Raw genomic sequence first — 254 nt, forward strand, 5'->3', positions numbered from 1 at the left:
GGCGCCGCGAAGAAACTCGACCAGGCGCGAGCGAGTTCCTTCTACGCCGAGGTGTCCAACGAGCTTGCCCAGGCTCGATTGAAGGTCAGCACGGACCGCGAAGGCCTGACCCGCATGCTGGGCTTGTGGGGGGCCGACGTCGACTACAGATTGCCGGGTCAACTCCCAGGCATGCCCCGCATCCAGACGGCACAGCAGGTCGAAGTCGAAGCCATTCGAAAGCGTGTCGATCTTATCGCGGCGCGCCTCGAGCT

At 64.2% G+C, this 254-nt stretch carries 1 pseudogene; it reads left to right on the forward strand.

The window, feature by feature from the left end:
* A pseudogene (locus V5F77_RS29360) lies at positions 1 to 254 on the forward strand (TolC family protein); the annotation flags it as partial.

Origin of the sequence: Roseixanthobacter psychrophilus (genome assembly GCF_043195195.1) — a bacterium.
Lineage (GTDB): Bacteria > Pseudomonadota > Alphaproteobacteria > Rhizobiales > Xanthobacteraceae > NCEH01.